Annotated in this window: 27 protein-coding genes; 11 read left to right on the forward strand and 16 right to left on the reverse strand. The window is 40.7% G+C overall.

Annotation, left to right across the window (positions count from 1 at the left end; translation table 11 throughout):
- Window positions 1-99 precede the first annotated feature (99 nt).
- Window positions 100-750, reverse strand: coding sequence for a phosphoribosylglycinamide formyltransferase (gene purN / locus ACPEH5_RS17600; protein ID WP_042843536.1), 651 nt, complete (start codon window positions 748-750; stop codon window positions 100-102).
- Window positions 750-1790, reverse strand: coding sequence for a phosphoribosylformylglycinamidine cyclo-ligase (gene purM / locus ACPEH5_RS17605; protein WP_042843537.1), 1041 nt, complete (start codon window positions 1788-1790; stop codon window positions 750-752). The genes purN and purM overlap by 1 nt, the downstream gene beginning before the upstream one ends.
- Before the next feature lie 354 nt (window positions 1791-2144).
- Here purM and upp point away from each other — a divergent pair, with 354 nt between their 5' ends.
- The 3 genes from upp (at window position 2145) to hda (ending at window position 5005) form a co-directional block, all read left to right on the forward strand.
- Window positions 2145-2771 carry a uracil phosphoribosyltransferase gene (upp, locus tag ACPEH5_RS17610; protein WP_042843538.1) on the forward strand — a complete coding sequence of 209 codons (627 nt, stop codon included), beginning with the start codon at window positions 2145-2147 and terminating at the stop codon, window positions 2769-2771.
- Between the two features lie 110 nt (window positions 2772-2881).
- The gene (gene uraA / locus ACPEH5_RS17615; RefSeq protein WP_042843539.1) at window positions 2882-4177 is read left to right on the forward strand and encodes a uracil permease; all 1296 of its coding nucleotides are present in this window, start codon (window positions 2882-2884) and stop codon (window positions 4175-4177) included.
- A 126-nt stretch (window positions 4178-4303) separates the two neighbouring features.
- A complete protein-coding gene (gene hda / locus ACPEH5_RS17620; RefSeq protein WP_042843540.1) occupies window positions 4304-5005 on the forward strand; it encodes a DnaA inactivator Hda in 702 nt (233 codons plus the stop codon).
- Window positions 5006-5149: 144 nt separating this feature from the next.
- Here hda and arsC read toward each other — a convergent pair whose 3' ends face one another.
- Both arsC and ACPEH5_RS17630 read right to left on the reverse strand, forming a co-directional pair.
- Window positions 5150-5506: an arsenate reductase (glutaredoxin) gene (arsC, locus tag ACPEH5_RS17625; protein ID WP_048607347.1), complete on the reverse strand. Its 357-nt coding sequence runs from the start codon at window positions 5504-5506 to the stop codon at window positions 5150-5152.
- A gap of 12 nt (window positions 5507-5518) precedes the next feature.
- Complete coding sequence (locus tag ACPEH5_RS17630; RefSeq protein ID WP_042843542.1) at window positions 5519-6982, reverse strand: tetratricopeptide repeat protein; 1464 nt, start codon at window positions 6980-6982, stop codon at window positions 5519-5521.
- 197 nt (window positions 6983-7179) lie between these two features.
- Between ACPEH5_RS17630 and ACPEH5_RS17635 the strand changes: the two genes are divergently transcribed.
- A complete protein-coding gene (locus ACPEH5_RS17635) occupies window positions 7180-8244 on the forward strand; it encodes an AI-2E family transporter (protein WP_042843543.1) in 1065 nt (354 codons plus the stop codon).
- Window positions 8245-8296: 52 nt separating this feature from the next.
- Here the strand turns inward: ACPEH5_RS17635 and bcp are convergent, their stop codons facing one another.
- Both bcp and ACPEH5_RS17645 read right to left on the reverse strand, forming a co-directional pair.
- Entirely contained in the window at window positions 8297-8767 is a 471-nt protein-coding gene (gene bcp / locus ACPEH5_RS17640; RefSeq protein ID WP_042843545.1) for a thioredoxin-dependent thiol peroxidase, read from the reverse strand.
- A gap of 14 nt (window positions 8768-8781) precedes the next feature.
- Window positions 8782-9339 carry a glycine cleavage system transcriptional repressor gene (locus ACPEH5_RS17645; RefSeq protein WP_042843546.1) on the reverse strand — a complete coding sequence of 186 codons (558 nt, stop codon included), beginning with the start codon at window positions 9337-9339 and terminating at the stop codon, window positions 8782-8784.
- Between the two features lie 324 nt (window positions 9340-9663).
- On the opposite strand from ACPEH5_RS17645, the gene dapA reads away from it, so the two are divergent.
- The 3 genes from dapA (at window position 9664) to purC (ending at window position 12795) form a co-directional block, all read left to right on the forward strand.
- Complete coding sequence (gene dapA, locus ACPEH5_RS17650; protein WP_042844313.1) at window positions 9664-10536, forward strand: 4-hydroxy-tetrahydrodipicolinate synthase; 873 nt, start codon at window positions 9664-9666, stop codon at window positions 10534-10536.
- Window positions 10537-10552: 16 nt separating this feature from the next.
- Complete coding sequence (bamC, locus tag ACPEH5_RS17655; protein ID WP_042843547.1) at window positions 10553-11605, forward strand: outer membrane protein assembly factor BamC; 1053 nt, start codon at window positions 10553-10555, stop codon at window positions 11603-11605.
- A gap of 476 nt (window positions 11606-12081) precedes the next feature.
- Window positions 12082-12795, forward strand: coding sequence for a phosphoribosylaminoimidazolesuccinocarboxamide synthase (gene purC, locus ACPEH5_RS17660; RefSeq protein WP_042843549.1), 714 nt, complete (start codon window positions 12082-12084; stop codon window positions 12793-12795).
- 66 nt (window positions 12796-12861) lie between these two features.
- On the opposite strand, the gene ACPEH5_RS17665 is transcribed toward purC, so the two are convergent.
- The 5 genes from ACPEH5_RS17665 to ACPEH5_RS17685 are packed head-to-tail and all read right to left on the reverse strand — an operon-like array spanning window position 12862 to window position 16342.
- Window positions 12862-13755: an energy-coupling factor ABC transporter ATP-binding protein gene (locus ACPEH5_RS17665; RefSeq protein ID WP_423727103.1), complete on the reverse strand. Its 894-nt coding sequence runs from the start codon at window positions 13753-13755 to the stop codon at window positions 12862-12864.
- Window positions 13739-14584 (reverse strand): energy-coupling factor ABC transporter ATP-binding protein, encoded by an 846-nt coding sequence (locus ACPEH5_RS17670; protein ID WP_208292469.1) that lies wholly within the window; start codon window positions 14582-14584, stop codon window positions 13739-13741. The genes ACPEH5_RS17665 and ACPEH5_RS17670 overlap by 17 nt, the downstream gene beginning before the upstream one ends.
- An 11-nt stretch (window positions 14585-14595) precedes the next feature.
- Window positions 14596-15300, reverse strand: a complete 705-nt coding sequence (locus ACPEH5_RS17675; RefSeq protein ID WP_129465979.1) for an energy-coupling factor transporter transmembrane component T — start codon at window positions 15298-15300, stop codon at window positions 14596-14598.
- A complete protein-coding gene (locus tag ACPEH5_RS17680) occupies window positions 15301-15882 on the reverse strand; it encodes a membrane protein (RefSeq protein ID WP_042843553.1) in 582 nt (193 codons plus the stop codon). It abuts the gene before it with no gap.
- A 34-nt stretch (window positions 15883-15916) separates the two neighbouring features.
- Window positions 15917-16342, reverse strand: a complete 426-nt coding sequence (locus ACPEH5_RS17685; protein ID WP_166686886.1) for a PPC domain-containing DNA-binding protein — start codon at window positions 16340-16342, stop codon at window positions 15917-15919.
- 716 nt (window positions 16343-17058) lie between these two features.
- Here ACPEH5_RS17685 and ACPEH5_RS17690 point away from each other — a divergent pair.
- On the forward strand, window positions 17059-17511 hold the full coding sequence (locus ACPEH5_RS17690) for a DUF441 domain-containing protein (protein WP_281111196.1): 453 nt from the start codon (window positions 17059-17061) through the stop codon (window positions 17509-17511).
- 7 nt (window positions 17512-17518) lie between these two features.
- Window positions 17519-19540 carry a tRNA(Met) cytidine acetyltransferase TmcA gene (locus ACPEH5_RS17695; RefSeq protein WP_042843557.1) on the forward strand — a complete coding sequence of 674 codons (2022 nt, stop codon included), beginning with the start codon at window positions 17519-17521 and terminating at the stop codon, window positions 19538-19540.
- Here the strand turns inward: ACPEH5_RS17695 and ACPEH5_RS17700 are convergent.
- Window positions 19521-19712, reverse strand: coding sequence for a YpfN family protein (locus tag ACPEH5_RS17700; protein ID WP_042843559.1), 192 nt, complete (start codon window positions 19710-19712; stop codon window positions 19521-19523). The genes ACPEH5_RS17695 and ACPEH5_RS17700 overlap by 20 nt on opposite strands.
- Before the next feature lie 471 nt (window positions 19713-20183).
- On the opposite strand from ACPEH5_RS17700, the gene ACPEH5_RS17705 reads away from it, so the two are divergent.
- Entirely contained in the window at window positions 20184-20576 is a 393-nt protein-coding gene (locus tag ACPEH5_RS17705) for a DUF454 family protein (protein ID WP_094301207.1), read from the forward strand.
- A gap of 57 nt (window positions 20577-20633) precedes the next feature.
- On the opposite strand, the gene ACPEH5_RS17710 is transcribed toward ACPEH5_RS17705, so the two are convergent.
- The 4 genes from ACPEH5_RS17710 to ACPEH5_RS17725 all read right to left on the reverse strand — a co-directional run bounded on the left by ACPEH5_RS17710 (window position 20634) and on the right by ACPEH5_RS17725 (window position 23621).
- Window positions 20634-21302, reverse strand: coding sequence for a M15 family metallopeptidase (locus ACPEH5_RS17710; protein ID WP_042844315.1), 669 nt, complete (start codon window positions 21300-21302; stop codon window positions 20634-20636).
- Between the two features lie 11 nt (window positions 21303-21313).
- A complete protein-coding gene (dapE, locus tag ACPEH5_RS17715; RefSeq protein WP_042844316.1) occupies window positions 21314-22444 on the reverse strand; it encodes a succinyl-diaminopimelate desuccinylase in 1131 nt (376 codons plus the stop codon).
- Window positions 22445-22457: 13 nt separating this feature from the next.
- Window positions 22458-22832 carry an ArsC family reductase gene (locus ACPEH5_RS17720; protein ID WP_042843560.1) on the reverse strand — a complete coding sequence of 125 codons (375 nt, stop codon included), beginning with the start codon at window positions 22830-22832 and terminating at the stop codon, window positions 22458-22460.
- Window positions 22833-23000: 168 nt separating this feature from the next.
- A complete protein-coding gene (locus ACPEH5_RS17725; RefSeq protein WP_042843561.1) occupies window positions 23001-23621 on the reverse strand; it encodes a LuxR C-terminal-related transcriptional regulator in 621 nt (206 codons plus the stop codon).
- Window positions 23622-24236: 615 nt separating this feature from the next.
- Between ACPEH5_RS17725 and maeB the strand changes: the two genes are divergently transcribed.
- On the forward strand, window positions 24237-26516 hold the full coding sequence (gene maeB / locus ACPEH5_RS17730) for an NADP-dependent oxaloacetate-decarboxylating malate dehydrogenase (protein WP_042843562.1): 2280 nt from the start codon (window positions 24237-24239) through the stop codon (window positions 26514-26516).
- Window positions 26517-26629 lie beyond the last annotated feature (113 nt).

Below are 26629 nucleotides of genomic sequence, written 5' to 3' on the forward strand. Positions count from 1 at the left end.
CTTGTTGAAGAATAGTTCACTTTATGCAGAGGGATTTGATTAACCGCTAAAAATAAAAGAGAAAAGGGCGGAAACTCCGCCCTTAGCTAACAATATAAATTATAGCGTTGATGATGCAATAGAATAACCATTCGGTGGTAAAATTTGGTTGTCTAATAACGCGTTACCATCGTGCATCGACAAACGGCCACTAATAAACCATTCAACAACGATTGGGTAAATGGTATGTTCTTGCGTTTTTACGCGCTCAATAAGAAGTTCTTCGGTATCACCAGTGAAAATAGGTACTTTGGCTTGTAAAATTACAGGCCCACCGTCAAGCTGTTCTGTAACAAAATGTACGGATGTACCATGTTCTTTATCGCCATTTTCCAGCGCCTTCCGATGAGTGTGTAACCCAGGGTATTTGGGCAATAAAGAAGGGTGGATATTGAGCAATTTCCCCGTAAAGTGATTAACGAAAGGTGCAGTTAAAACCCGCATAAAACCAGCTAGAACAATTAAATCTGGCTGGTATTGTTCAATATATTCTAACAGGGCGGTGTCATAAGCTTGGCGGTCGGTATATTGTGTCGCATCAAGGTAGAAGGCGGGTATCCCAGCCTTCTGTGCACGGACAAGACCATAAGCGTTGCCTTGGTTGCTCACAACCGCGGCAATTTGAGCATCAATTTCCCCTGAATGGCAGCTATCAATTAATGACTGCAAATTACTACCACTGCCTGAAATGAGAACAACAATTTTCTTCATTAGCGGATCACAACCTGCTCTTCCCCCACAGGAAGCTCACCAATAGTACCAATTTGCCAAGCTTTTTCACCAAGTTGGGTTAATAATGCTAAAGCAGCTTCAACTTCACTTGGTGGTAAGGCGACGATGATGCCCACACCGCAGTTAAAAGTGCGGTACATTTCGTGGGTACTGACATCACCAGCTTGTTGTAGCCAGTCAAAGACAGCAGGCCATTGCCAGCTATTTCCATCAATAATTGCTTGGGTGTTATCAGGTAATACACGAGGAATATTTTCCCAGAAACCACCCCCTGTGATATGTGCGATTGCATGAATATCACGGTTAGCAATCAGTTCTAATACGTTTTTAACATAAATACGGGTTGGTTCTAATAAATGGTCAGCTAAAGGTTTACCGTCTAATTGTGTGGTTTCCGGATTAGTTTGGCTAACGTCTAAAATTTTACGTACCAAAGAATAACCATTTGAATGAGGACCACTTGAGGCTAAGGCAATTAATGCATCCCCTGCACTGACTTTGCTGCCATCGATGATCTCGGAGCGTTCGACGACACCGACACAGAAACCTGCAACGTCGTAATCTTCCCCATGGTACATGCCGGGCATTTCTGCTGTTTCGCCGCCAACTAATGCACAGCCTGATTGTTTACAGCCTTCTGCGATACCAGTGATAACGCTTGCCGCAGTGTCGACATCAAGTTTACCGGTTGCATAATAATCGAGGAAAAACAGTGGCTCAGCACCTTGAACGATTAGGTCATTGACACACATCGCAACCAAGTCAATACCAATAGTATTATGGCGTTTTAAATCCATTGCTAGACGTAATTTTGTGCCTACACCGTCAGTACCTGATACGAGTACAGGTTCACGATATTTTTGAGGCAGGGAACATAATGCGCCGAACCCCCCAAGCCCGCCCATGACTTCTGGACGGCGAGTTTCCTTTACCACACCTTTAATACGTTCAACCAAGGCGTTACCTGCATCAATATCGACACCGGCATCTTTATAGCTAAGAGAGGTTTTATCAGTCACTACGGCCCCCAAGGCAATTACATTTTGAGAAAATTAACTTCATTAGCATTATTCTAACAGGCTAGGCAAACGTTTGCGATAGCTTTATCAATGAAAATTTTTGTCATTGTCAGGGGAAAAGAAATGACAATATTCAGTAAATAAACATCAGCCAAAAGAAATGAGGTCACGGAGATGGTGATTGCTGTTTATCAAATATCAACTTAGCTGAGATAAGCTATAATATGAAAAAAATGGGTCTAATTGTTGTTGTTTTGACCAAAGTCAAGGGTAATCTAGTGGCAATCGTAGCTAAAAGAGGTATAATCCGGCGATTTTTTTGTCCGCCGACGTCTTAAATAGTAGGAGAAAACCATGAAGATCGTTGAGGTAAACCACCCTCTCGTTAAACATAAACTCGGCCTGATGCGAGATCATGATATAAGCACTAAACGCTTTCGTGAACTGGCCTCAGAGGTTGGTAGCCTACTGACTTATGAAGCAACCGCTGACCTTGAAACTGAAAAAGTGACTATCGATGGTTGGTGTGGTCCTGTAGAAATAGAACAAATTAAAGGTAAGAAAATCACTGTAGTACCAATTCTCCGTGCAGGTATTGGTATGATGAATGGTGTGTTAGACAGTATTCCAAGTGCACGTATCAGTGTGGTTGGTGTTTATCGTGATGAAGAAACACTACAACCAGTTCCCTATTTTCAAAAACTCGCCTCCAACATTGAAGAGCGTATGGCACTCGTTGTTGACCCAATGCTAGCAACGGGTGGTTCAATGATTGCGACTATCGACTTGTTAAAAAATGCAGGTTGTACGTCAATTAAGATACTTGTGCTTGTGGCTGCTCCTGAAGGTATTAAAGCTTTAGAAGCTGTACATCCTGATGTTGAATTATATACCGCTTCCATAGATGAGCGTCTTAATGAAGATGGTTATATCGTTCCGGGTCTGGGTGACGCGGGTGATAAGATATTTGGTACAAAATAATGATAAGCCGACTGAGAAGTCGGCTTTTTTTTGATTTATTCGTAGAGAACCACTGTATTTAAAGTGATAAGCCAATTCAGTAAAAAATTGCTAAAAGGGGATAAAATAAAATGACACGTCGCACCATCAGTGTTGAAGAAAGACCGCCATTACTCCAAACCATACCACTGAGCTTCCAGCATTTATTTGCTATGTTTGGCGCAACCGTTGTCGTACCGATTCTGTTTGGCGTAAACCCAGCAACAATATTATTGTTTAACGGGATAGGCACCCTGTTGTATTTATTTATCTGTAAAGGGCAAATTCCTGCTTATTTAGGGTCTAGTTTTGCTTTTATTTCGCCGGTATTGATTTTATTGCCACTCGGTTATGAATTGGCACTGGGTGGCTTTATTATTTGTGGTGTATTGTTTTGTCTTGTTGCATTGATTGTTAAAGTTGCGGGAAGGGGGTGGATTAACGTGATGTTCCCACCCGCGGCTATGGGGGCGATTGTTGCCGTTATCGGTTTAGAATTAGCTCAAACAGCAGCAAGTATGGCTGGTTTATTGCCTAAAGATGGCGCCACAGTCGATAGCAATACACTAATCATTTCCCTGACGACATTATCTGTAACTATCCTTTGTGCGGTTGTTTTTCGTGGTTTTTTATCTATCATTCCGATTCTAATTGGTTTTTTAGTTGGTTATGCACTTTCTTACTTTATGGGTATTGTCGATTTTACACCCGTAATCGAAGCACCTTGGTTTGCAATTCCAACTTTTTATACGCCACGCTTTGAATGGTTTGCTATCTTAACCATTTTGCCTGCTGCATTAGTGGTAATTGCAGAACATGTTGGCCACCTAGTTGTGACTGCAAATATTGTTGAACGGGATTTGATGAAAACACCGGGCTTACATCGTTCTATGTTTGCAAACGGTTTTTCTACTGTAATTTCTGGTTTTTTTGGTTCCACGCCGAATACGACATATGGCGAAAATATCGGTGTTATGGCCATTACTAAGGTATACAGTACTTGGGTTATTGGTGGTGCAGCGGTAATAGCGATATTACTTTCTTGCATTGGTAAGTTAGCTGCGGCGATCCAATTAGTGCCGGTACCGGTGATGGGTGGGGTATCACTCTTATTATACGGGGTAATTGGTGCATCGGGTATCCGTGTTCTAATTGATTCGAAAGTGGATTACAACAAACCGCAAAACTTGATTTTGACGTCAGTGATTTTAATTATTGGTGTCAGTGGGGCGGTGATCCATATTGGTCAAGCAGAACTTAAAGGTATGGCACTGGCTACGATTGTTGGTATTTGTATGGCATTGTTATTCCGCTTTATTACCTTTGTCCGGCCTGAGAAACAGTTTGTGACATCAGAAGTGCAAGAGCTTAATAGTCATAAAAAATAATTCACATTGTTTTCAATACGCCGCTCAAAATATTGGGCGGCAATTGGAAACCGTTCTTATTCATCTCTCCTCGTTTTTTATGGTAAACTGGGAGATGAAAATTGATTTGTACAGCCAGAGGCGCTTCTGAACACACCATCACAGCTTTCATTACCACTATATCTTCCAGATGATGAAACCTTTGCTAGCTTCTATGCCGGGGAGAATGGGGCGTTGTTGTCTGCTATTCAGTCTGCAATTATTCAACCACATGGTAGCTATATCTATTATTGGTCGCGTGAAGGTGGTGGGAAAAGCCATTTATTGCATGCTGCATGTGCTGAGCTTTCTGAACAGGGTGTTGCTGTAGGCTATGTACCACTCGATAAACGTGCATATTTTGTTCCTGAAGTATTAGATGGCATGGAACATTTATCATTGGTTTGTATCGATAACATCCAATGTATAGCGGGTGATGAAGAATGGGAAATGGCTATTTTCAATTTATATAACCGTATTTTAGAAATTGGCCGTACTTGCCTGTTAATTACGGGTGATAGACCCCCACGGCAGATTGAGTTGAAATTACCGGATTTGGCCTCTCGCCTTGATTGGGGGCAAATCTACAAGCTGCATCCACTTAGCGATGAAGATAAAATATGGGCTCTTCAATTACGTGCACGTATCCGTGGTTTTGAGCTTCCTGAAGACGTCTGCCGGTTTGTGTTAAAACGTCTTGATAGAAAAATGGGGACATTGTTCGATATTCTCAATAAACTTGACCATGCCTCGATTGTTGCACAGCGAAAACTCACCATTCCATTTGTCAAAGATATCTTAAAGCTCTAGTCAATATTATTGATTAAATCAATATATAAAACTAAAGGCGATAGACTCATGCATATCGCCTTTTAAACAATGTTTGGAAGAGAAGAAGTAACTTAAGTCAAACTCAATAATATATTGAGTACGACTTTTATCACCAAACAGTTTTTATAAAATTTCAAGTACCTGCTCAGGTGGCCGGCCTAAACGTGCTTTATCGCCGTTAACCACAATAGGGCGCTCAATCAGCTTCGGGTTTTCATGCATCGCTTTAATTAGTTGATCCTGTGTTAAGCCGTCATCACTTAAATTCAATTCTTTATATAAATCTTCTTTGGTGCGCATTAACTGACGAGCATCTTTAAACCCTAACATCTTGAGCAGTTTTTTGATTTCACCCGTTGTTGGGGGTGTTTTTAAGTATTCAACCACAGTGGGAACAATGCCTTTTTGCTCTAACAGGGCTAAGGTTTCACGGCTTTTAGAGCAACGAGGGTTGTGGTAAATCTTAATCGAATCCGTCATTATATTAACTCCTTACGGTTTTGCATTTTTATCACGTAATTGCAGTTTTATCAGTGCATCGATTCGCGCATCATAGCGCTGTTGTTCATAACTGCCTAATTTGCTCTTACGGCTAGCATCAGTGAGATAATTAATCGCAGTATCATAATTTCCGCGCAGTGCCATACCTTCAGCATAAGCTGCTAACTCTTCAGTACGGTTACCTTGTTTAGCAGACGCCTCTGCCAGTAGATCCCAACCGATGGGGTCATCTGGATAATCGAAAGTGTATTTATTCAGCAATGTTCTGGCTTCTTTATATTGATGGTCATTAATTAATGCATTCGCAAGATTAACAATAAACACCGTATTTTGAGGGGATTTCTTCAAGGCATTTTGCAAGCGCGTAACGGCTTTTGATACACGCTTTTGCTCAATATCAATATCCGTCATGGTATCGATAAACCAAGGGTTATCAGGCTGTTTAGCTAATAATTCAGCCATGATTTTACCTGCATCTGCGTATTTTTTATCTTGCGACAGAATCAAGGCTTTACCATACTGTGCGGCTATTTGTTCTTGTGCAGAGCCTTTCCCATAATTTTCAATAATCTGGTCTAATGCATGTTTTTGGTCTGAACTATACATTGCCAATATACGGACTCTGGCTAACATAAAATCCAGTGAAGATGGCACGCTGACTTTAGCGTATTGATTTGAACGGTTTCGAGCATCCGCTAAGCGGCTATCTGGTAAGGGGTGCGTTAGCAAAATTTCAGGGGGTTTAGACATATAGCGTGTTTGGTCTGACATCGTTTGCATAAAATCAGCCATTGCATGGGGGTCAAAACCAGAACGCCTTAGTGTTTGTAAACCAATACGGTCAGCTTCTTGTTCATTCGCTTGTGTAAAGCTGATCATGCCTTGTTGCACACCGGCCATCGTGCTTGTCAGTGCGGCAAAACCTGCTTGCGGATTTGCCATCACTAATAATAAAGAACCAATCGTCCCCGCAATCGCAAGAGGGGTGGTACTTTTTTGATCCTCCATCATCCTGGCAAGATGCCGTTGGGTGACGTGTGAAATTTCGTGGGCCATCACCGAAGCGAGTTGGCTCTCATTTTGGCTGTAACGAAATAGCGCGGAGTGTAATACGACATTACCGCCAAAATAGGCGTAAGCATTAATATTAGGGTTATTAACGAGATAAAACTTAAACGGTGTTTTAACTGAATCGGCATTCTTTACTAACCGCATACCAAGTTTGTTAACATATTGAGTCAACAATGGGTCGTAAATGAGTGGTGTACTAGCACGGATTTGGCGTGTAATAGCATCACCCATAATAATTTCTTGGTTGATGCTCAGTGTGCCCCCAGCAGTGGTGCCAATATCAGGTAAGGTGTCTTCTATGGCACTATAAGCAGGTAAAACTGCACCGTTCATCAGTGCGGCGATCATGAAAGCCAATAATGGGTGTTTGAATTTTTTCTTCATGAAACGTGAGTATCCCATACAACATTTAAAATTTAGGGTAAGTACCGACTTTATTTCGAGTGTATATAGGGTAAGGCAGCAAATAACTCGAAAAGTTTAAAACATATGATAGCAAAAGCTATCGTTAAATCTGTTCTTCGGTATAATTTTCGATAATTTAAGAACTGTCCTTTGTGTTATTTCCCCAGGAGCTACAAATGCTGGAATTGTTTTTACAGTGGTATCGTCGGCGTTTTGCTGACCCACAAGCCGTTGCACTTTTTACACTACTGGTTTCTGGTTTTGTGATCATTTTCTTTTTCAGCAGTATACTAGCTCCGTTATTGGCAGCAATTGCTTTAGCTTATTTACTCGAGTGGCCGACGCATTTACTACAACGTGCGGGGTTATCACGCTCTTTTGCTGTGAGTATCATTTTGACCCTATTTGCGGGAATAAGTGCCATGGTGATTTTAATTATTGCGCCGACAGCTTGGCAGCAAGGTATTAATTTGATGGCCGATCTACCGAATATGGTTAACCGTTTCAATGAATTTGCACAGAAACTCCCTGAGCAATACCCTGCATTGGTTGATGTTGGCATTATTGATATGATGGCTGATAATTTACGCAGTCGCATGTCAGGTATTGCAGACTCTGTCGTAAAAGCGTCTGTGGCATCACTGATTGGCATTTTTACTTTAGCTGTTTATTTGGTTTTAGTTCCACTGATGACATTTTTCCTATTAAAAGATAAAGAACGTATTAGCCAAAGTTTTTTAAAGCTATTACCTAAAAACCGTTTATTAGTAGGTAAAGTCTGGGTAGAAATGAATGAGCAAATTACCAACTATCTACGTGGCAAGGTAACAGAAATGGTGATTGTGGGTGTCGTCACTTATTTATGTTTTGCGTATTTTGACCTGCGGTACTCAGTATTATTATCAGTGTTGGTAGGGGTTGCTGTTTTGATCCCGTATATTGGTGCGGTAGCAGCAACAATTCCTGTCGTTATTGTTGGGTTATTTCAATTTGGTATTGGTAGTGAGTTTTGGTACTTGATGCTGGCTTATTTAGTGATCCAAGGGCTGGATAGCAATGTTGTGGTGCCTTTGTTGTTTTCAGAAGCCGTCAATCTACATCCACTAGTGATTATTTTATCTGTTGTCGTTTTTGGTGGTTTATGGGGAGTGTGGGGGGTATTTTTTGCAATCCCATTGGCAACGCTTATTAAAGCGGTTATTCATGTGTGGCCTGAAGACACCAACGAATTAGTAAAATAAGTTTAGAAAATAGTGCTGTATGGCCCATACAGCACTATATAAAGACTAAAAATTAAGCGTTCGCGGTAATGTATTCGAGGACGATTTCGTGGTGATTGCTGGTTTTGAAATTGTCAAATACGTGTTCTATTTTCCCTGTTGGGTCAATGAGGAAACTGATACGATGAATGCCATCATAGGTTTTCCCCATAAATTGTTTTTCACCCCAAACCCCAAATTGCTCACATACTTGGTGCTCTTCGTCTGATAATAAAGTGAAGTTCAACATTTCTTTTTCAACGAAACGAGAAAGTTTCTCTGGTTTGTCTGTGCTAATCCCTAAAACCTCGACACCTTTCGCTTTTAGTGTGTCCATTTCATCACGCAAACCACACGCTTGAACGGTACAACCTGGAGTCATCGCTTTAGGATAAAAGTAAACTAATACGCGCTGACCCTGATAATCAGAAAGATTGATGATCTCACCATCTTGGTCAGGAAGGCTAAATTGAGGCGCCTTATCACCGGCTTTCAATGGGTTCATTACATATATCTCCGTTAACTCTGCATATTGGGGTTGTTGATAATGCTTATGTTGCCTTTAGCATTTAGCATTGTACATAGTTGTTGAAATTTGTTTTTTATAATTATGCCGTTATCGTCCAACGGGTCGTGTGCAGTAATCTGAATTTCCAGTTGAGCGGGCATATCATTATTGGCTGGTTGAGTCTTAGAAACAAGCTCTGCAATATTACATTGCGAAGTTGTGAATAAATTTGTGAATTGCTCGACAATCCGTGGTGCATCGTCGACAACCACGTTCACCGTTACTGTCGATGGGTAATAGGTTGTTTGAACACTTTGAGTTCTTTTCATGACAATCAGCAAGTCAAGTTCCGCCCCTTTAGGAGGCAATGTCGCCTCTAATAGAGTGATGGCATTCCAACTGCCGGATAACATCATAATAAACGTAAACTCCTTGCCAAACATCGCTAAACGACTATCTTCAATATTACAGTCACACTCACTAACGAGGCGAGTAATCGTGTTCACAATGCCCGGACGATCTGTTCCCAGCGCAGTAATCACAAGAAATTGCTGTTCAGTCTTAGGCAAAGTCTGTCCCTTAATGTTTTTGATTATGTCAGTTAAACACTTAATTAGAATATAGCAGTAAATACAGTTGTCATAAAACTGACGCCAGATGCAGGTAAGGAAACCATAAAAAATGGCATCTGCCAAGAGAAAGCACACACTCTTGCGAGAAATATCAGCGAATTATTACTTCTATTTAAGTTAATGTCTCTGGCATTAACAAAATTCATTAAAATCTTGCTGTTGGGTGGTTTTCTTCTTGGAAATGAAAAAGTAACATGGGGGTTCAATTATTAAGGGGGTATCGTCATGGCTAATGGAAACGCAAATTATAAAGATTTTTTAATGGGAAGCATTGTTGCAGTTATAACACCGATGGACTCAGCGGGGCGTTTAGATAAAGCCAGTCTGAAAAAACTGGTGGATTACCATGTTGAAAGCGGAACATCTGCCATTGTTTCTGTTGGTACAACAGGCGAATCAGCAACCTTAACTCACAAAGAACATGTGGATGTAGTGAAAGCCACCTTAGAGCTTGCTGATGGGCGTATCCCAATTATTGCTGGTGCAGGTGCAAATGCGACAGCGGAAGCTATCTCTTTAACCAATGAATTTGAAAATAGTGGGGTAGTTGCTTGCCTGACGGTAACACCTTATTATAATAGGCCTTCTCAGGAAGGGCTATATCAACATTTTAAAGCAATTTCAGAGAACACTAGCTTGCCACAGATTCTTTATAATGTACCATCACGGACAGGCTGCGATATGTTACCTGAAACCGTAGGGCGTTTAGCGAAATTGGCGAATATTGTCGCAATTAAAGAAGCGACAGGGAACTTAGCTAGGGTTCATCAAATCAAAGAACTGGTTGATGATGATTTTGTACTGTTAACCGGTGATGACGCGACAGCACTCGATTTCATGCAACTCGGTGGAAAGGGCGTTATTTCAGTAACTTCTAACGTTGCTGCACCGCAGATGGTAAAAATGTGTGACTTAGCGCTTGCAGGCAAATATACTGAAGCGCGCGAATTAAACAAAAAACTGATGGGGTTACATCTTCAGTTGTTTGTTGAACCAAATCCAATTCCAGCGAAATGGGGCTGTCATCGCTTAGGCTTGATTACAGATGGTACATTGCGGTTACCTATGACACCGCTAACCAGCTCAGGCCAGCAAAAAGTGGAAGAAGCCTTGAAACTCGCTGGGTTACTGTAAAATTTAGGGAATTTTAATGGCAACATTATTGCAAAAATCGAAGGTTATGAAGGTTGCTGGCCTGTCACTTGTCGTGTTACTGGCAGCCTGCTCCAGCGATCAGCGCTATAAACGTCAGGTCAGCGGTGATGAGGAATACCTCAATGCTGCGCCATTGAAAGTGTTAAATGTGCCACAAGGGCTTACATTACCAGAAGCAAATGGTGAGTATGATATCCCTAAAGCCACATCAACAGGCGCAGTAGGGAAAGCTTTAGATATTCGTCCCCCTGTACTGACAATTTCGCAATTAGCGGGTTCACGCACGGAAGATAGCGCGCAAGCAAGTCGTTTGTTGCTAGAAAATACACCTGAAAATAGTGCTCTTTGGTCACAAGTCACCATGATCCTAGAACAAAGAGGCATCCCAGTTTCATCGAAAGATGATGGCTCTCGCTCAATTGAAACCAATTGGGTCAAGTGGGATCGTGCTGACGAAAACGTGCCTATTGAAAGCCGCCATAAAATTACGGTTAAACCTGAAAACGGCATGATGGCATTAACAGTCACCAGTTTAGGGTTACGCCAAGGTGATGAAACTATTACTGATACTATTGAAGTTCAACGTTATAACAAATTATTGTTAAACGAATTAACTGATAATTTATATACGTTGCGTGATACTTCAAATAAAAACAGTATCCAAAGTGCCTATGGGATCATAGATGTTCAAACAGGTAGTGACGATACAGGCCTTCCTTTAGTCGTTGTCCGTGCGCCATTTGATGCGGTTTGGGAAAGGTTACCTCATGCACTAGAAAGTGTAGGCATGAAAGTTGGCGACCGTTCTCGCTCTAGTGGCTCTGTCACGGTAACTTACAAAGGCTTAAGTAGCTCAGAATGGCAAGCTCTGGGGGTTGATGACCCATCTATCCCTGAAGCGGATTATAAATTGCAGGTTGGTGACTTAAACAACCGTAGTACGCTGCAATTTATCACCACTAAAGGTGTCGCATTAACACAGAAACAAAATGATGAAATGGTCGCGGCATTAAAAGCGGCGTTTAGTAAAGTTCCAACGAATAAATAATTATATTTCATTTTGGTAAAACAAATAAAAACCGTGGCTTGCAATACAAGTCGCGGTTTTTTTATGGGGAATTTTAGGCAAATTGGGTGTGTTCAAATTGGGGCAAAGGGATGAGTTAGCTCATCATAAGTTTATAGATAGATAATCATTTAAAATATTATTGCTATCTTGCCAATATGAGATGCCATAAAACGAATGGACAAAAAATCAGTGTTTATGCTGAAGTAATCGTTTGCGTCCGCCTGAGAATTTTATTATCATAATTAGCGCTAAAATATAAAATATTGTATATCAGTGGGTTAGCATAAGCTTTTACATTGGCATATAACTAGCTGAAACAGAGTAGAAAATTAACAGTGAACCGTATTTTTAAATGGTTTTTCTTCTGTTAATTATCTTTTCTGTAAAGACAGAATGATGACAGAATTCCCATATCATTTTTTATATAGATTAATCACATCTCTGGAGTGTGTAAGATGCAAAAGAAAGCTGAGTTGTATCGTGGTAAGGCAAAAACTGTCTATACCACAGAGGATCCTGATCTGCTGGTTCTGGAATTCCGTAATGATACATCAGCACTCGATGGTGAGCGTATCGAACAATTTGATCGTAAAGGCATGGTTAATAATAAATTTAACCATTTTATTATGAGCAAATTAGAAGAGGCGGGTATTCCAACACAAATGGAGGCACTGCTTTCTGACACTGAAGCACTAGTCAAAAAACTAGATATGGTTCCAGTTGAATGTGTTATTCGTAACCGCGCAGCGGGTTCACTTGTTAAGCGCTTAGGTGTTGAAGAAGGTATGGTATTGAACCCACCTTTATTTGACTTATTCTTAAAAGATGATGCGAAGCATGACCCAATGGTCAATGAGTCTTATTGTGAAACCTTTGGTTGGGTTAGCAAAGACAATCTGGCAACAATGCGTGAACTGAGCTACAAAGCAAATGAGGTTCTGAGCAAAATTTTTGCCGATGCTGGGCTCATTTTAGTCGATTTCAAACTAGAGTTTGGTTTATATAAAGGCCAAGTGGTACTAGGGGATGAATTCTCTCCAGATGGTAGCCGTTTATGGGATAAAGCAACCCTTAATAAAATGGATAAAGACCGTTTCCGTCAAAGCCTTGGCGGCTTGATTGAGGCTTATGAAGAAGTTGCTCGTCGTATTGGTGTACCGCTAGATTAATCAATTTTCCATTATTTTAGGTATGGATCAGCCTGCTATTCAGGCTGATTTTGACGAAGAGTTATGTTACTTAAGGGACGATTGGTTCAGAAAATTGGTTACCCAAGACGATGGGGTGATATAAGGTTGTTCCAGTTGTTCCAGTTGTTCCAGTTGTTCCAGTTGTTCCAGTTGTTCCAGTTGTTCCAGTTGTTCCAGTTGTTCCAGTTGTTCCAGTTGTAACTGTTGGCTAAGTGAAATCAGTGTTGGGGCCGGAAGAGACGACTCAACTTGCAGTTTAGGATGGCATAATATAGATAATGGCGGCCCATCAGCGATGAGCTCCCCATTTGATAAATGTAAGGTCCGCTGGAAATGGCGTGCTACAAAGTCAAGGTCATGGCTAATGGTGACCACCGTAACCCCTTTTTCACGTTGCAATGTTAGCCAATGCTCGAATCGGCGCATCCAACATGCATCGAAATCACGGCTAGGCTCATCGAGTAATAATAATTTAGGAGAGATAGCCTCTAAACAGGCAACAGCAACCATTCTTCGTTGGCCTGCATGCAAATCTAAAGGGTGTTTATCTGCAACATCAGTGAGGCCGCAAGTCTTTAGCGCATGTAATGTACGCGTTTGAATTTCAGCTTTAGCGTATTTTTGCCGCTTTAAACCAAAGGCGATTTCGTCTTTGACTCGACTATGAAAAATTTGTTTTTCAGCTTCTTGAAATAAAATACCGATCTGGTTTGCTCTATGGGGTGCAGTAATGGCACTGAGCTTTTGATTGTCGAGGTGTATATGACCGCTGGTGGGTTGCAATAAACCCGCTAAAAGTCGCAATAATGTTGATTTCCCCGCGCCATTATCCCCCACTAAAGCTACCCATTCTCCAGAGTATATGGAGACAGATAAGCTCTTAATATTATCATGACTAGAACTTGGCCAACGGTAAGTTAGCTTATCGAGTTGCAGCATACCGCTCCTTAAATGCTTGCACCAGTTGGCTTTCATTATGGGGGATATTACCAACCCAAAGACCTTGTTTGACTAGCTCTCCCACGGCTCGCCATGCGTCTGGCATATTAATAGTTTCAAGTGCAGCAAGAAAAATATCATTCAAGCTGCCGACGGCTTGCATTTTTCCTGCTTCTAAAAATGCTTTACCAGAACTTAATAGCAAAAAAGTACTGCAAAAATGGGTTGCGGGTAATAAATTGCGCTCAAATAACATTAAGCTACAACCAGTTTGTTCGGTGTATTGCTTGAGTTGAATTAAAATATGCTGTGTCGCACTAGGCGTTAACCGACTAAATGCCTCATCGAGTAGCAGTAATTTCGGTTGCATTGCTAAAGCGCTGGCTAAGACGACACGCTGAGCTTCACCACCCGATAAGGTTGAAGGGTGCCGAGTACGTAACGGCTCACAGAAGGTTAAACGGATTGCTTGTTCAACCCGCCTATCTATCTCTTCTGGTGCTAACCCTAAATTTTCAGGCCCAAAGGCTATTTCTTGCTCGACGGTAAAAGCACAGCCTGATAGCTGTAAATGTGGGGATTGTTGAATGAGTTGCCGGCTAGTTGAAGCTTGAATTAATGAGTCTGTTGTCAATGTTCCCTGTAAAACATTGGCGACACCTTCAATTTTCCCACGGATTAAATCATCATGCCAGCCCGCAAGTAGTTGGGCTAATGTACTTTTACCACTGCCATTGCCCCCGTATACACATAGCCACTGGCCTGGATCGAGATGTAAATCTATCGGCCCTAATAAAATTTGCTCTGTTCCTTGTGGAATAAAGCACATTTGTTGCAAATTCACCACCACAGAGCTAAACCACCTTCAATAAAAATAAATATGACTAACCCGTAGCGTAAGGATATTTGCCATAAACTGTCAGCGGGAGGGTTAAGGGTCGTACGGTTAGAGCTGTATCGAAAGCCACGCATATCCAGCGCGGCACTGCGGATACTCAACTCATTGAGTGTATTACTGGCTAGTGGAAATAATAAGGCCGGCAATGATGTGATGCGCTGCCAAATCCCGCCATTTAAGGGAACTCCGCGAGCAATTTGAGCTTCACGGATAGTTATCAACTGTTGGCGTAGTTGTTCAACGAGTAATAGTGGACCTGCCAATAAATAGGCAAAGCTTGCGGGCAACCTGCTAGCAAATAGGGCTCGAATAAACCGCTCCGTCGGGACAAATTGCAACCAAAGTTGGGAGCCACTAATAATAGTTAATAACCTAAACCATAATGCCATGGCAAAATCTGGGCGGCTATTTTTCAACGTATCCCCTGTGAGTATCTGGGCTAACCAACCACTATGGATAAGCCAGAGACCTGCCGCCATGGGTATCATAATCCACGCGACAACACGCCAACGATGACGAGCGGGTTGCCATAATAGTAATACCATAAAAGTACTACAACCTAGCAGAGCTAAAGGCCACCCCAAAGGCAAAAATAGTGAACTCGCACTCAGCCAGAGCCAAAGCGTCAGCGAGGTAAACGGGTGCATTTAACTTACCTTAGCCATATTGGGGTAATTGCGTTGCACTCGCTCCGGCAATTGGCGAACCAGCAGCCAAGCAACAATAGCGGAAATAACTTTATCTGCGATGTTGGCACCTAGAACGGTAATCGCGACTGATTCAAGTAAGTTATCTCCAACGGCATGGAAATAGGCAACGAAAAAATCAGCTCCACTACCCGTCGTCCCTGCAAATAAGTAAGTGCGAATAGGGACAGCAACGAGCATTAATGCAAAGGTAATAATGACCCCGGATAAAATAACTCTAGGTAAGGTGCGAAAACAGCCGGCACGGGCTAACAACCCAGCACTGAGGCCGATCATCATGGCTACGGGGGCAAATGCTGCGGCGATAGGCCCGCTGAGTAATCCCCACAATAAATTGGTTAATAAGCCACTAAACAAGGCGACCCAAGGGCCTGCTAATAACGCACAAATTAGCGTTCCAATAGAATCGAGAAAAATAGGCAGTTTTAACATAGAGCTTAATTGCCCAATAATCATATTAATTGCGATCGAAAAAACAATTAAAGTCAGTGTGCGACTAGAAATAATCGACGTTTTGCTCATGACAACGTATTCCTTGCTATGATGGAATAATAAATTAACGAGAGGTGATAATAAGTTCTTCGTAACCTGAAAGAGGGCACGGTTCACGTGTGAAATTGGTTTTTTCAAGTTCACCAATCACCAGTTCTAATGTGGTTCTCACTGTGCAACCGGGCATCATATGGCCACCAAGCACTTTGCCAGTTTCGTCAGCAATCGCCAGATGAAGGTGTTCACCTTGGGCATCCAAAGTACCGATTAAAGAGACAATCTCAAATTTACCTGTTGTATGATGCGTTATATCCTGCCCAGCGAAACGTAGAGCAACATTGGTTAAGCTGCCAACACTCCCAGCAATAAACGCAGCTTGCAGACGATGATGTGCAATTTGTTGGCGTAAGGATAAAATCACATCTTCATCGGGTACTAAGCGGATAGCAATAAAACGAGCGTTGGAATAAAGGGGTAAAGGGTGGGTCATATCATTAATCCTAATTATTGTGCTAGTAATAAGTGCCACACAATTTAGTAAATTATCAATTATCTTGGTTTATGACTTTTTATATTAATAACTGATGGATATTATACTCAATAATTACCAATTGTCTGGGAACAAAGGTGTTTGAGTGCATCTTTAGTAAAACGCACTGTAAGTTGGTGTTTATGGTGATGAATATGGGAAAAATGAAGAAATAAAAAAATAAAGAGTTATGAATATCCCGAATATTTAGCTTAAGTTTTATTGCTTACAGGTGGATTTAAACTTAACGGTGTTTTTCTGAGCACGATAAACGGATAACCATGGTTTATGCTAGCGAGTGTTTTCTTTAATATGGGTAAATTGCTAAGGGAAATGTCTACTATTCCCGTTTAAACCATCCTCGGATGGTATAGCTTTGGGATTGTTCAGTATGCTAGATGGGCAATATTCGTATTCATACATGCCTTTAGTTAGAATAAAGCTAAAAATATTAAACAGCATCAATTGATATTAATAAGTAATACAAGTGTAATTACTAAGTTAATATGATGGAAGGAGACAGTCAGTTTTATTATTCATTATAATAATAGGTTAGCAAAAACAAAATAGAGCATGTATATATTTGCTTCTTTGATGATGAGCCAATAACATGTTTTGAAACCAATCATTTTAGCTGTTCGTAAAATAATAATTACGCGTTCTACAGGGATAAATCTATGAGTCATGTTGATCCAACATTAATCATCCTACTGGTATTAGCTGGGTTAGGGAGCATAAGTCATAATATGACGGTCACTCTTGCGATGTTATTTTTATTGGTGGTTAGGATAACGCCATTGAATAATTATTTCCCATGGATTGAAAAATATGGGTTAACAATCGGCATTCTTATTCTCACTATTGGGGTGATGGCTCCTATCGCAAGTGGCAAAATAACAGCGAACGAAGTCCTGAGCTCATTTTTAAATTGGAAATCAATCCTTGCCATCGTGATTGGCATTGCCGTCTCTTGGCTAGGTAGCCGTGGGGTGACTTTAATGTCACATCAACCTTCTACAGTCGCAGGGTTATTAGTCGGGACAGTTATTGGTGTCGCTTTGTTCCGCGGCGTTCCTGTAGGGCCGTTAATTGCGGCTGGGATCTTGTCGTTATTAATTGGGAAATCATAACATTACTATGGTTGAACTATTATCTCCCATTGTAGAACAGCTTCGTTTTCTGGGCATGCGGCGTCTTTTGCTCCTTTCTGGAGACGATGCTTGGGTCGAGCAACAACTGATAAACTTACAAGAAACACTAAAGGGGGATTGGTTAACGCTATCCTCTAGCTTACCGAGGGCGGTTCTACCTGAAAATGCACACTTGTTGTTAGGTCGGGAGTTTTTACACGGTATTTTTGACGCGCGTAAAGGCCTACATAGTGAAGCATTGGCAATATTATCTGGGGCATTGAAGGCTGGCAGTCTGTTGGTTTTATGTACCAAAGAGCCGTCGAGATGGGCAGCCAGTGAAGATGTGGATAGCCTACGCTGGAATGAGCAACACGGTATTATTCCCACTCCTAATTTTGTATCGCACTTACAACACACAATTCACTTATCGGATACCGTATTATTTTACCAGCAGGGGAATACCCCCAGTTTTTCATTGTTGGAAAATAAAACCAAATGGTTGCCAGCAACAGGTCAACCAACCAAACAACAACAAAAAATTATTAGCCAATTATTACATGCTCAAGGTGGTATTTGGGGGGTAATAGCACCTAGAGGGCGGGGGAAATCGACCCTTGCGGGGATGCTAATACAACAATGGCCTGGGGAGTGCTGGTGTTGTGCTCCAGCGAAAGTGGCGACAGAAGTGTTAACACAACGGGCAGGTAAGCCAATTACGTTTTGGTCCCCAGATAATCTTTTGTCGTTTTGTCGCCAGAAAAAAAACATTACTGCAGATTGGTTAATTATTGATGAAGCTTCAGCCATCCCAAGCTATATTTTGCGTGAATTAGTAGAATACTTTCCTCGAGTTTTATTGACGACGACCGTTGATGGTTATGAGGGAACTGGGCGTGGTTTTATGTTGAAATTTTGTGCTAGTTTGCAAAATTTCACAGCACTTCAGCTTGATGAGCCGATGCGTTTTGCTCGAAATGACCCTTTAGAGCTATGGCTTAACCAAGCACTCCTGTTACAAGAACCAGAATGTCAGAAAAATAAGGTTGATGCCATTGAGTATTTAGGGATAACTCAAATGGAATTGGCGGCTAACTATACCCAACTTAGCGCTTTTTATGGCTTATTGATGAGTGCGCATTATCGAACATCTCCTTTAGATTTAAGGCGTTTATTGGACGCAAAGCAACAACATTTTATGGCGGCAAAAGCTGTCGGCCATGAAAGCACTTTCATTGGTGCTGTATGGATGGTAGATGAGGGGCAATTAACTGAAGCGCTAGGCTGGCAAATTTGGGCTGGTTTACGCCGGCCTAGAGGGAATTTAGTTGTACAGTCATTAGCCGCACACAGTTATTTTCCAAATGTTGCTCAATGGAAATCACGTAGGGTAATGCGTATTGCCGTTGAGAGCCATTATCGAAGAAAACAAGTTGGTTTAACATTATTAGAAAAGCAACAGGTTATTGCGAAACAACAGGGTTTGGATTTTTTATCAGTCAGTTTTGGGTTAACCCCTGATTTACTCGCATTTTGGCAAAAAGCAGGTTTTCGGTTAATTCGCATAGGGGACCATAAAGAAGCGAGTAGCGGGTGTTTTACTGCGATGGCAATATTACCGATTTCGAGCCGCGCATCTCAATTTTGTGAGCAAGGTGAATTGTTGTTACAGCGGGATGTAGCCTGGCGTGAGGATTTATCAGCGTTTAATTTACTAGTAAGTGACCAACAGCAGTTAATGGATGAAGATTGGTTAGAACTAGTCGGTTTTAGTGAGTTTAAACGCCCTCTAGCAGCAAGTAAAAGTGCCATTATGCGTTTGTTAACTGTAACTTCAAATGAACTACCTTTGTTAAGTAGGCATTTGCAATCATTAGAGCCGATAACTCAAATTTGCGCTGATATGGCATTAACAGGGAAAAAACAATGGCTACAATTAGCGAGAAAAGAGGTTGGTACACAAGTAAAAAAATACCAACCCGATTTGCTTAGCAAAATAAAACAAAAGATTATTTCTTTTTGTCATTAGGCCAGTCATCCTCATCGTCCCATAAGTGGTTATTATCTTTATGAGGAGGGAGTTCAGGTTTATCATCTAGGTATTTTTTGGGGTCAAGTCTCAGCATTTCTTTTACTGAGTTCCAAATAATACCGACTAGTAAGAGTAAAATTATCCACCAGTAGTCAGCTAGCCATTGCATATTCACCTTCCATTCGTCATTCTTTGAGCTGTCTGTGCGTTGATTTCGCTCAGTTACCCTAGTCACATACGGGTGTATGCTCCTAGGGATGCCTTCTCTTATCGCCTTCATACAACTCAAATAATTTAGAATGGGTATGGAACAGTCATTCTTTGAGCTGTCTGTGCGTTGATTTCGCTCAGTCACCCTAGTTACATACGGGGGTATGTGACTAGGCGAGTTTCCTATCACCTTTATTAGAAATTAAACGGCATGATAAAAATATAGCTATACCCGTTAAAATCGGACAATACCTTCAGCACGCTAAAATAAAGGTAATCATAATCATTTCAATCGGCAAAATCGACTTTTCATTACGCCTATTTACCATTACAGTATATCATTGATATTACTATGAGTTACCACAGATTTTGTAAGGTATTTTACCTTAGTATCTGCTTATTTCTTATTCTTTATAAAGGAGGAGGAGTTTTGAAAAAATTGTTCCTCATTACCATTGGATGGTTAGCTGTTGTACTGGCTTTTGCTGGTGTGGTGCTTCCCGTTTTGCCAACAACCCCTTTTTTATTATTAGCTGCTTGGTGCTTCTCTCGCTCATCACCGCGTTTCCATCACTGGTTGCTATATCGTTCGTGGTTCGGTAGTTATATTCGTCATTGGCAAAAACATAAAGGGTTACCAAAGGGGGCTAAACCTAAGGCTATTATTTTAATCTTATTAACATTTTCATTTTCTATTTGGGTTGTTAGTTACCTTTGGTTAAAAATAAGCTTATTGGTACTGTTATGTTGGTTGTTAATGTTTATGTATAGGCTTCCAGTGGTTGATGAACAAATTTCAGGGAAAAATAAGAAGGTTTCATAGACGGGGAATTCCAATCTATGAAACGCAATATAATAGGGGGAAATGTCTTAGCTAGTCTTATACATCTAGGCGAATATAACGCTCAAATACATAATTTAAGTTGTTGATTAGCCAATTTTTACCATAGATCTCTTCTTGCTGTAACACTTGTTTAATCACTTCAGGTGTTAATAATTGCTCAGCTTCATGCGCTAAAGGCCAATAACTAATATGCCACGGTTCGTATGCGACACCAGCATCAATTGCTGTGAACGGGCGATAAAAATCGAATGTTGACATATTTTCAGTAAGCCAATCATTTAGCTCTGCAAGGTAGCCCCCAGCCTCATATTCCCATGGTTCTAACTGCAATGTTTGCCCTGTAGGGATACGCAAAGGGTCATAAACATCAATCTCTGTGCCCCAGTGATGGCGACTGGCTCCGGGTAATGCGGACCAATGCAGAATAGCTTCACATAGTTCCCCTTCAGAAAGTTGGCTGATATCTAATGGTTGACTATGAGTATCAAGAACAGGGCGCAGGCCGGTAAATTTTTCATTCCAAATAAGTTGTTGACGTGAAAAATCACGAAAAGCGCTTGCTGACTGTAATTTAAAGCCCGCTTTAGTCGCGGTTTGTTGCATTGCAAGAAACGCTTTTGTTGCATTAAATTGCAAGCGATGTGACCCGCCAAGCGTAACTAAATGGTCTGTTGAGCGGCCAGTTAGCATTTCAATAGTGAGCATATTATTGGTGGTCATAGTATTAACAACTCCATGATCCTCTCATAGATTAAAGCTAATTGTTGTAGGTCATCCACTTTTACGCATTCATCAACTTTATGAATTGTTGCATTTAATGGGCCTAGTTCAATCACTTGAGTGCCCATTTGAGCGATAAAACGGCCATCCGACGTACCACCACTGGTTGAAAGTTCAGCGTTTTGACCCGTTAATTCATGAATTGCTTGTAATGTAGCGGTAACTAATTCGCGTTTTTCTGTCAAAAAAGGTTGCCCCGATAGTACCCATTCAATTTTATATTCGAGTCCATGTCGTGATAACATTTCAGTGACCCTGTCACGTATTTGTGTGTCAGTCAACTCAGTACTAAAACGGAAATTAAATTGGACAGATAATTCTCCAGGGATCACATTACTTGCCCCTGTCCCTGCATGGATGTTAGCAATTTGCATCGTCGTTGCTGGGAAAAAATCATTACCAGTATCCCATGTGGTGGTCGTAAGCTCATGCAAAAACGCACTTGCGCGGTGAACTGGGTTAGTTGCTAAATGTGGGTAGGCGACATGGCCTTGTACGCCGATGATAGTGAGGTTAGCTGTGATTGAACCTCTGCGGCCATTTTTAACAATGTCACCTAATTGAGCTTGACTAGAAGGCTCACCGACTAAACAGTAGTCGACGCGTTCTTGGCGCTGCATTAAAGTTTCAACGACTTTAACAGTACCGTCTAACGCATCTGCCTCTTCATCTGAGGTGATTAAAAAGGCTAAACGACCCTGATGGTTGGGGTGTTTTTCAACAAATCGCTCTGCAGCGACGACCATTGCTGCGACTGAACCCTTCATGTCGGCAGCACCACGGCCATAAAGATGCTGATTTATAATCGTAGGTGTAAATGGTGGTGTTTGCCACTGAGCACTATTACCCGCAGGGACAACATCAGTGTGACCTGCGAAGGCTAAAGTAGGGCCTTTTGCGCCACGAAATGCCCAAAAATTTAATGTATTCCCAAAGGGCATGGGCTCAATAATGAAGCCAATTTTGTCTAGGCGTTCAATAAGTAAGGCTTGGCAGCCTTGGTCATCAGGGCTGATTGAAGGGCGAGCAATAAGTTCTTTGGCAAGTTGAATAACCGGACAATCCATTTTAATCACCTGATTATTTAATGAAGTTTTGGTACTCATCCGCATTAAACCCAACTAGATAACGGTTATCAGCGGAAACAAGTACAGGGCGTTTGATCATCGCAGGCTCTGCAAGTAATACCTTTTTAGCGCTATTAGCGTCGATAACGGCATTTTTTTCATCATCAGTCAATTTACGCCATGTAGTACCACGCTTATTAACGAGGATTTCCCAGTCAATGTTATCCATCAGTGTAGAAAGTAATGCATCACTAATTCCATCAACCCGATAATCATGGAACTGATAATCAACCCCATTATCCTCTAAGTATCGGCGAGCTTTTTTTATGGTGTCACAATTTTTAATTCCGTACATAATATAAGGAGAAGCAGCAGGGGTGTTCGACATACAATGGTCCTCAAAAAATAGCGATATACCTTATATAATGCGGGAAAATGCATTGAGGATCTACCCCAAAATGGTAAATAGATATCAAGGTTATTATTTGCTTGCATATAGTTTATTTCATAAATATTAAATGAATTAAACTGAGCGTTAATATTAAATTATATAGATTTATTTTGAGCGCATATATATTAAGCTTGCTTCAAGTCGTGAGCGGACACGTAGCTTCTTAAGAATATTGCGTATGTGAACTTTCACCGTTTCCTCTGAAATAAAAAACAATTTAGCTATTTCCCTATTTTTTAAGCCTAGTGCCATTTTGTGAATGATTTCACATTCGCGTCGAGTTAGTGTTGATAAAGGGTCAGTAGATTGATGCCGTGTAATAAGCAGTTGATATATTTTTTCACTAAACACATGCTGGCCTTCTGATGCTTTTTTCATACTATAAAATAGCATATCTAGATCACTGTTTTTTAATAAATAACCTTGAGCACCGGAATCGATAGCATTATACACATCAGTCTTAATAGTAGATGCAGATAACACTAATATATAACTATTTATACAATGCTTACGAAGTGAGCGTATGGTCTCAAACGTTTTATTCCCTCGAATATTAGTATCAATTATTATTAGGTTAGGGTGTAACTGTGTTGCGACATTCAAAGCGTCGTTACAGCAGCAACATTCAGCAATTATAGTAAAGTAATCATCGGTATTTATAAGTTGACGTAATCCGAAGTGTATGATCGGGTGTTCATCAATAATCATTACTGAATAATTAGACATAGTCGGTTCCTTTGTCATGTCTTAAGGAATATCATATTTTCCATATAGAGAGTGGGCTGTTAAATAATTTATTTAATATATAATTAATATATATAATAGTGTTTTGTCACTATGTATTAGGTTGTTATATATTGCCTGCATTGCTGAAATAAGTTACTGAAATATGTTATGAGAACACGACATAAAAATAATAATCACAAATTTTGATAATACATTAAATTGGTGTAAATAATATCTAATATTTTAATATGATAATGATAAAAAAATAATCATGAAAGTAAAAATAATATTTTCACAATTTAATTTGCATGTTTTTTAAATTGAAGGAGTACATAATGATATATGATTTATATAAAATTAATAAATATCTTAGTCTGTGAGAAATAGATTAATATCTTAAACGTGTTGCTGTTATCACTTTTATTATTGGTAGAGGCAGGGGGACTTTGAATGGATAAAACGATAGCGCAGGTAAGGTATCTGCAGACATATTGCTGATAATATCATCGTAACCGAAAGATTTTTCTGGAAATTGCCAGCATGATCATGATTTGCTAGTGAGATGTGTTTATACTGTTAGCGCTCTTACCTTACCAATTTTGAAAGGACTTGACGATGGATGATAAATTAAAACAAAGTGCTCTTGATTTTCATGAGTTTCCACATCCTGGGAAAATTACTGTTACTCCAACTAAACCATTAACAACCCAGCGCGATCTTGCATTAGCTTATTCCCCCGGCGTTGCTGTTCCATGCCTTGAAATTGCTGAAAACCCACTTAAAGCTTATCGTTATACTGCTAAAGGTAACCTTGTTGGCGTTGTGTCCAACGGTACGGCAGTTCTTGGGTTAGGTAATATTGGTGCTTTGGCAGGTAAACCTGTCATGGAAGGGAAAGGCGTACTATTTAAAAAGTTTTCTGGCGTTGATGTCTTTGATATTGAAGTTGATGAAACAGACCCAGACAAACTGGTTGATATCATTGCTTCGCTTGAGCCAACTTTTGGTGGTATTAATTTGGAAGATATCAAAGCGCCAGAATGCTTTTATATTGAACAAAAACTGCGTGAACGCATGAAAATACCCGTATTCCACGATGACCAACACGGGACAGCGATTATCTGTACTGCTGCGGTTATCAATGGATTACGCATTGTAAAAAAAGAGATTGGTGACGTCCGTCTAGTGGTTTCAGGCGCGGGAGCCGCATCAATCGCTTGTATGAATTTATTAGTCGCATTAGGCTTAAAACGTGAAAATATCACAGTTTGTGACTCAAAAGGTGTTATTTATAAGGGTCGTGACGAAAAAATGGATGTCACTAAAGCGGCCTATGCGATTGAAGATAACGGCCAGCGTACTTTAGCTGATGCGATACCAAATGCCGATATTTTCCTAGGTTGTTCTGGTCCTCGTCTTTTAACGCCTGAAATGGTGAAAACCATGGCAAAAGACCCACTCATATTGGCGCTTGCCAACCCAGAGCCTGAAATTCTTCCACCGTTAGCCAAAGAGGTTCGTCCTGACGCCATTATCTGTACAGGTCGTTCTGATTATCCTAACCAAGTTAATAACGTTTTATGCTTCCCATTCATTTTCCGTGGTGCACTGGATGTGGGTGCGACAACCATTAACGAAGAAATGAAACTAGCTTGTGTGTATGCCATTGCAGATTTGGCTTTGGCAGAACAAAGTGAAGAAGTGGCCTCTGCGTATGGTAATCAGGACTTATTTTTTGGCCCTGAATATATTATTCCTAAACCATTTGACCCACGCTTAATTGTTAAGATTGCTCCTGCTGTTGCAAAAGCCGCTATGGATTCAGGCGTTGCAACACGACCAATCGAAGACTTTGATGTGTATATCGAAAAATTAAATCAGTTTGTCTATAAAACAAACTTGTTTATGAAGCCTATTTTCTCTCAAGCGAAAACAGAGAAAAAACGCATTGTTTTGGCGGAAGGGGAAGAAGAGCGCGTATTGCATGCGACTCAAGAATTAGTTTCATTAGGTTTAGCGTTCCCTGTTTTAGTTGGGCGTCCTAGTGTGATTGAAATGCGCATTCAAAAGCTTGGCCTACATATTGAACTAGGTAAAGATTTTGAAGTAGTAAACAATGAAAATGACCCACGGTATAAAGAGTACTGGCAAGAATACTACCAGATTATGAAACGCCGAGGCGTCTCACAAGAAATGGCACGTCGTGCTGTAATCAATAACCCAACCTTAATTGGTGGGATCATGGTATTGCGTGGCGAAGCAGATGGGATGATTTGCGGTACTGTCGGAAGTTATGGTGAACATTACGAAGTCGTCAAAGAACTATTTGGTTTCCGTGAAGGTGTTCATACCGCAGGTGCGATGAATGCCTTGCTACTACCAACCGGTAACACGTTTATCGCCGATACTTACGTTAATGAAGACCCTACACCTGAAGAGCTAACAGAAATTACTTTAATGGCGGCAGATACCGTACGTCGCTTTGGTATTGAACCAAAAGTTGCTCTGCTTTCTCGTTCTAGTTTTGGTTCTTCGGATTGCGCATCAGCACAAAAAATGCGCGATACACTTGCGATGGTTAAAGCACGTGATCCGCACCTTGAAATTGACGGTGAAATGCATGCCGATGCGGCCTTAATCGAATCAATTCGCAAAGATGTGATGCCTGATAGCCCATTAAAAGGTTCAGCTAACTTATTGATTATGCCTAATATGGAAGCAGCTCGTATTAGTTATAATTTACTGCGAGTGACTAGCTCTGATGGTGTTACTGTAGGGCCAGTATTGATGGGAGTAGCGAAGCCTGTGCATATTTTAACGCCAATTGCTTCAGTACGTCGCATTGTGAATATGGTGGCATTAGCCGTTGTAGAAGCACAAACTAACCCGCTATAGGTTTTGTGTTAATAACTTAACATTATCTGTAAAGACTTCTGTTTTTATAAAATAGAAGTCTTTTTTAATTGAAAATGATTCTCATTATCTGTATTTTGTAGTGTAGACTACAG

It is taken from the genome of Providencia sp. NPDC089933, from assembly GCF_049545585.1.
GTDB lineage: Bacteria > Pseudomonadota > Gammaproteobacteria > Enterobacterales > Enterobacteriaceae > Providencia > Providencia huashanensis.

Excerpts from the sequence above, each read along its gene's own strand:
- ACPEH5_RS17635 (WP_042843543.1), top strand. The coding sequence starts at position 7,180 with ATGCTGGAATTGTTTTTACAGTGGTATCGTCGGCGTTTTGCTGACCCA.
- dapA (WP_042844313.1), top strand. The coding sequence starts at position 9,664 with ATGGGAAGCATTGTTGCAGTTATAACACCGATGGACTCAGCGGGGCGT.
- purC (WP_042843549.1), top strand. The coding sequence starts at position 12,082 with ATGCAAAAGAAAGCTGAGTTGTATCGTGGTAAGGCAAAAACTGTCTAT.
- arsC (WP_048607347.1), bottom strand. The coding sequence starts at position 5,506 with ATGACGGATTCGATTAAGATTTACCACAACCCTCGTTGCTCTAAAAGC.
- dapE (WP_042844316.1), bottom strand. The coding sequence starts at position 22,444 with ATGGATTGTCCGGTTATTCAACTTGCCAAAGAACTTATTGCTCGCCCT.
- ACPEH5_RS17675 (WP_129465979.1), bottom strand. The coding sequence starts at position 15,300 with ATGCACCCGTTTACCTCGCTGACGCTTTGGCTCTGGCTGAGTGCGAGT.
- ACPEH5_RS17680 (WP_042843553.1), bottom strand. The coding sequence starts at position 15,882 with ATGAGCAAAACGTCGATTATTTCTAGTCGCACACTGACTTTAATTGTT.
- ACPEH5_RS17630 (WP_042843542.1), bottom strand. The coding sequence starts at position 6,982 with ATGAAGAAAAAATTCAAACACCCATTATTGGCTTTCATGATCGCCGCA.
- bcp (WP_042843545.1), bottom strand. The coding sequence starts at position 8,767 with ATGAACCCATTGAAAGCCGGTGATAAGGCGCCTCAATTTAGCCTTCCT.
- ACPEH5_RS17720 (WP_042843560.1), bottom strand. The coding sequence starts at position 22,832 with ATGTCGAACACCCCTGCTGCTTCTCCTTATATTATGTACGGAATTAAA.
- upp (WP_042843538.1), top strand. The coding sequence starts at position 2,145 with ATGAAGATCGTTGAGGTAAACCACCCTCTCGTTAAACATAAACTCGGC.
- purN (WP_042843536.1), bottom strand. The coding sequence starts at position 750 with ATGAAGAAAATTGTTGTTCTCATTTCAGGCAGTGGTAGTAATTTGCAG.
- ACPEH5_RS17725 (WP_042843561.1), bottom strand. The coding sequence starts at position 23,621 with ATGTCTAATTATTCAGTAATGATTATTGATGAACACCCGATCATACAC.
- maeB (WP_042843562.1), top strand. The coding sequence starts at position 24,237 with ATGGATGATAAATTAAAACAAAGTGCTCTTGATTTTCATGAGTTTCCA.
- bamC (WP_042843547.1), top strand. The coding sequence starts at position 10,553 with ATGGCAACATTATTGCAAAAATCGAAGGTTATGAAGGTTGCTGGCCTG.
- ACPEH5_RS17695 (WP_042843557.1), top strand. The coding sequence starts at position 17,519 with ATGGTTGAACTATTATCTCCCATTGTAGAACAGCTTCGTTTTCTGGGC.
- uraA (WP_042843539.1), top strand. The coding sequence starts at position 2,882 with ATGACACGTCGCACCATCAGTGTTGAAGAAAGACCGCCATTACTCCAA.
- ACPEH5_RS17665 (WP_423727103.1), bottom strand. The coding sequence starts at position 13,755 with ATGCTGCAACTCGATAAGCTAACTTACCGTTGGCCAAGTTCTAGTCAT.
- ACPEH5_RS17670 (WP_208292469.1), bottom strand. The coding sequence starts at position 14,584 with ATGTGCTTTATTCCACAAGGAACAGAGCAAATTTTATTAGGGCCGATA.
- ACPEH5_RS17685 (WP_166686886.1), bottom strand. The coding sequence starts at position 16,342 with ATGACCCACCCTTTACCCCTTTATTCCAACGCTCGTTTTATTGCTATC.
- ACPEH5_RS17710 (WP_042844315.1), bottom strand. The coding sequence starts at position 21,302 with ATGCTCACTATTGAAATGCTAACTGGCCGCTCAACAGACCATTTAGTT.
- ACPEH5_RS17700 (WP_042843559.1), bottom strand. The coding sequence starts at position 19,712 with ATGCAATGGCTAGCTGACTACTGGTGGATAATTTTACTCTTACTAGTC.
- ACPEH5_RS17690 (WP_281111196.1), top strand. The coding sequence starts at position 17,059 with ATGAGTCATGTTGATCCAACATTAATCATCCTACTGGTATTAGCTGGG.